7 protein-coding genes are annotated in these 3,647 nt (G+C 67.3%); 4 read left to right on the top strand and 3 right to left on the bottom strand.

All coding sequences use genetic code 11. The features are described 5' to 3' along the window. Positions 1–97 precede the first annotated feature (97 nt). The 3 genes from VB777_RS13655 to VB777_RS13645 form a co-directional block, all read right to left on the bottom strand. On the bottom strand, positions 98–682 hold the full coding sequence (locus VB777_RS13655) for a hypothetical protein (RefSeq protein ID WP_323249586.1): 585 nt from the start codon (positions 680–682) through the stop codon (positions 98–100). Between the two features lie 78 nt (positions 683–760). Next, entirely contained in the window at positions 761–1,051 is a 291-nt protein-coding gene (locus VB777_RS13650) for a hypothetical protein (protein ID WP_323249588.1), read from the bottom strand. A gap of 32 nt (positions 1,052–1,083) precedes the next feature. Continuing rightward, positions 1,084–1,524: a secondary thiamine-phosphate synthase enzyme YjbQ gene (locus VB777_RS13645; protein WP_323249584.1), complete on the bottom strand. Its 441-nt coding sequence runs from the start codon at positions 1,522–1,524 to the stop codon at positions 1,084–1,086. Between the two features lie 104 nt (positions 1,525–1,628). Between VB777_RS13645 and VB777_RS13640 the strand changes: the two genes are divergently transcribed. From VB777_RS13640 to VB777_RS13625, 4 genes are all read left to right on the top strand, one after another. Then, complete coding sequence (locus VB777_RS13640) at positions 1,629–2,078, top strand: hypothetical protein (protein WP_323249582.1); 450 nt, start codon at positions 1,629–1,631, stop codon at positions 2,076–2,078. 24 nt (positions 2,079–2,102) lie between these two features. Then, complete coding sequence (locus VB777_RS13635) at positions 2,103–2,666, top strand: hypothetical protein (protein ID WP_323249580.1); 564 nt, start codon at positions 2,103–2,105, stop codon at positions 2,664–2,666. A 225-nt stretch (positions 2,667–2,891) separates the two neighbouring features. Next, positions 2,892–3,167 (top strand): type II toxin-antitoxin system prevent-host-death family antitoxin, encoded by a 276-nt coding sequence (locus tag VB777_RS13630; RefSeq protein ID WP_323249578.1) that lies wholly within the window; start codon positions 2,892–2,894, stop codon positions 3,165–3,167. After that, the gene (locus tag VB777_RS13625; RefSeq protein ID WP_323249576.1) at positions 3,154–3,423 is read left to right on the top strand and encodes a Txe/YoeB family addiction module toxin; all 270 of its coding nucleotides are present in this window, start codon (positions 3,154–3,156) and stop codon (positions 3,421–3,423) included. Before VB777_RS13630 ends, VB777_RS13625 begins: the two co-directional genes overlap by 14 nt. Positions 3,424–3,647: the final 224 nt, after the last annotated feature.

The raw sequence follows: 3,647 nt of genomic DNA, 5'->3' as shown, positions 1-3,647 counted from the left end.
CAAGGGCCCGCAACTGCTGAGCTTCGTCCTCGCTGAGGACCAGCGGAGGCATCGGACGACCAAGCGCCACAGGGCACCTCGGGTGACACCCCTGATTTTAGCTGTTATTTCCAGGACGGGACACTAGGTGCCGCAGGCGGGCGGCGAGGGTGAGGCCGGCCTGACCGCCGCCGACGATCAGCACATCCGGCTGCTCCGTGACCCCCAGGGCCTGCCGCTCCGCCTCGCGCCGCTCGGCCCACGACTGCCGCCCCGGATGGACACCGTGCTCGGCGCCGGCCGGCCGCCGTTCACGCACCCGCTCTTCATGGCCCTTGAGCTCATCGAGGGCGGTGAGCAGGGTCCAGGCGCGGCCGTCCTGCAGCCGCATGTGGCCGCGGCAGTGGCCCACCCGCGTCTCGAAGCCGAACCAGGCCTCGATGCGCCCGCCGCTCTCGACGGCCTCGCCGCGCAGCGCGAAGGCGTGCGGGGCCACATCCGCCAGGCGGGCCGCCAGCATCGCCGTGATCGCCTCGGGCCCCTCCTCGGTGCGCAGGTTCCAGGTGAAGGCCACCAGATCGCGCCAGAAGCACTCCGGGTCGAACAGGCCCACCACGGCATGGGGATCACCGCCCGCGAGGGCTGCGGCAAACGCCTCCAGCCACGTTTCGGCTGCGGTGGTGGGGGAGGAGGCCAGCGCCATCGGCAGCGGGGATCAGGTGCTGCCCAAGCCTGAACCGGCGGGCCGGATCACTCCCCAGGTGCAACCGTTCCTTACAGTTCAGCCTGCACTAATACGAAGGTACCCCTCCGCTTCCCGCTCAGCTGATCGGCTGGGGGCGAAGGTTTCTATCCCCCAGCAGCTGAATCCTGAGATCGGCGCGTCCATCGCCGTTGTCAGCTCCCAGTGGCGAGTCTTGGGCACGTGGCACTTGATGGCACCAAGGTCAAAGCCAACGCCAGTAAGCAGAAGGCCCTGAGCCACGAGCGGATGCTCAGGGCCGAGATCCTTGATGTGCTGGCGCCAGGGGATGGCGGGGGGAGAGAACCGCTCGCCAGCGGAGACGACCACGGCGAAACGCTTCCTCCCGGAAAACCTGGCACTCAGCCCCACAGCTGCACCAGCACCTCCCGTTGGCGCGGGCCATCGAGCTCCACCAACAGCACCGCCTGGTAACGCCCCAGCCCCAGCCGACCCTCCACCACCGGCAGGCTGAGGTGGTTGCCCAGCAGCAGGGCGATCAGATGGCTATGGGCGTTGCGCGGCTCATCGGGGGGGATGTCGGGCCGCAGGTGCAGATCGTTGTGCAGCCAGGGCCGATCGGCCGGCACCAGCTCCAGGAAGAAGCGTTCGATGTCGACCAGCAGCCGTTCCTCGTTCTCGTTCACCACCAGTGCCGTGGTGGTGTGCTGCCCGGCCGCCACAAGCAGGCCGTTTCCCAAACCGGCGCGCTCAACCAGGGCCTGAAGCTCGGCGGTGATGTCATGGCAGCGGAACGGACCGGCGGTGGCTAGCTCGATCCGGTGGGTGAACAGGGTGGCCATGGGATGTCGCTGGTGGACGGCATCCTCACCGGGGGAATCCCGCGGCATCGCCGGCACGACAAGCATGGACCAGGGTGATCGCAGAGGACCGGGAGAACCGCACGATGTCGCAGACCGTTCGCTACCCCGGTCGTGCCTGCCTGCTGGGTGAACACTGCGACTGGTGGGGAGGCGCCAGCCTGACGGTGCCCCTGGAGCTGGGCATCCGGGTGAGCGCCAAGCCCGCCCAACACGGCCTGCACCTGAAGACAACGCTCGAGGGCCAGGCACTGCAGGGGCACTGGCCCATCGATGGCGTCGTGGATCCCGCAGGAGGGGCCCTGCGGTTCGTACCGGCAGCCGCCGCAGCGCTGCGAGCGCGGCCGATCACCATCCCTCCCGTGCAGCTCACGGTGGAAGCCGATCTCCCCGCCGGGAGGGGGTTGTCGTCATCGGCGGCGTTCTGTGTGGCCGTGCTGGATGCCCTGGTCCGGCACGCCGGCTGCCGTCTGGAGGGCCGGGAGCTGGCGGCGCTGGCCACCCATGTGGAACGGGATCTGCTCGGCGTGGCCTGAGGCCCCCTCGATCCGATCGCCTGCGTGTCGCGCGAACCGATGCTGCTGCGCTGGGGGAACGACGGAGCCGTGTCGATCACAACGATCCAGCCGGCGCAGACCCTGCATCTGGTTGTGGCCTCTTTTGCAGCACCGCGAAACACAGCCGCCATCCTGCAGGCGTTGCAAGACCACGCACGCGGCCAGGCAGCGTCAGACCTGGATCCTCAGGCGGTTGCGGCCGTGCGGGCAGCCCTGGCCACCTTTGCCGCTGAAGCCGAGGAGGGAGCGGTGGCCCTGCGTGGCGGCGAGGCCACGGGCCTCGGGCGGGCGATGGATCGCTGTCAGCAGGCCTATGACCACATGGCTGCCCTGCTGCCGGCCCTGCACGCCCCTGCCCTGGCGCGGACCGTGCAAGGGTTGAAGGCGGGCGGAGCCCTGGGGGCGAAGTTCAGCGGAGCGGGCGGCGATGGCAGCGTGATCGCCCTCTATCAGGACCCCCACGCAGCCAGAGAGGGGCAGGCGTGGCTGGGTGGGCTGGAGGGCGTGCAGGCCTGGATCTGCAGGATCCAACGCCGGCCTGGTGATCATGCCGCGGCAGCAGGCTGACAAAACCAGCGCGCGCATCATCGACTGGTTCGATCTCAGCCACCCAGTGCCGCAACGCATGTGAGAGCGGCGACTGCGGGGCTATCGGGCGATGGGCTATGCGCTGACTTCCGATCCGTGATCCACCAGGACGCCATGGCACATGAGCACCGGCAGCATCAACCCACTCAACCCAGGTGCATGACTGCGGGCCCTATGCTGTTGTACAGGTAACTGGACAGCTCGATGCAGGTCGTCAGTTTTTCCGAGGCCCGCGAGAGCTTCAAGGCGGTGCTCGATCGCGTGGAAGCCGATGCCGATGTGACTCTCATCACCCGGCGCCACGCCCAGGGCGCTGTGGTGATGTCGCTCGACACCTACAACAGCCTGATGGAAACGGTGCATCTGCTCCGCTCTCCCGCAAACGCCGCCCACCTGCAGCGCTCCCTGGAGCAAGCCGAACGTGGGGAGCTTCTGGCGCATCCTCTGATCGATGCCAATCAGCTCGATGCCGGCAGCTGAGCAGCTGGCATGGACTCCCGCCGCCTGGGAAGACTATCTGTATTGGCAGGGGCAGGACAGGAGACAGCTGAAGCGGATCAACCTGCTGATCCAGGCTTGTCTACGCGACGCGTTTGTGGGGATCGGCAAGCCGGAACCGCTGCGGGGGAACCTCTCGAGCTGCTGGTCGCGCCGGATCGACGACGAGCATCATCTCATCTACCGGGTTGAGGGAACCACGCTTGTGATCCTGGCCTGCCGTTACAACTACCGCTGAACGGAGCACTGAAGAGGCCCAAGCTTGAACCTTCTCACAGACCTTCTCACATCCAAGCCTGAGGGCATATGAGACTCACGCGGCACAGCAGGTTCGGCTAAGAGTTTGCTGAAAAACCCCGCCACCTCTGCGAGAATGGGCCAACTGCCCCAGGTTTGATGCGAGGTCAGCAGGAGCGCAGCGGCTCCTTGTTCTCCTACGTCTCGATCGAGGAGCGGATCCCG

It is taken from the genome of Synechococcus sp. CCY9202, from assembly GCF_034931685.1.
GTDB lineage: Bacteria > Cyanobacteriota > Cyanobacteriia > PCC-6307 > Cyanobiaceae > CBW1002.
Note: the sequence above shows the minus strand (reverse complement) of the source record. Positions and strands in the feature narration are given on the sequence as shown.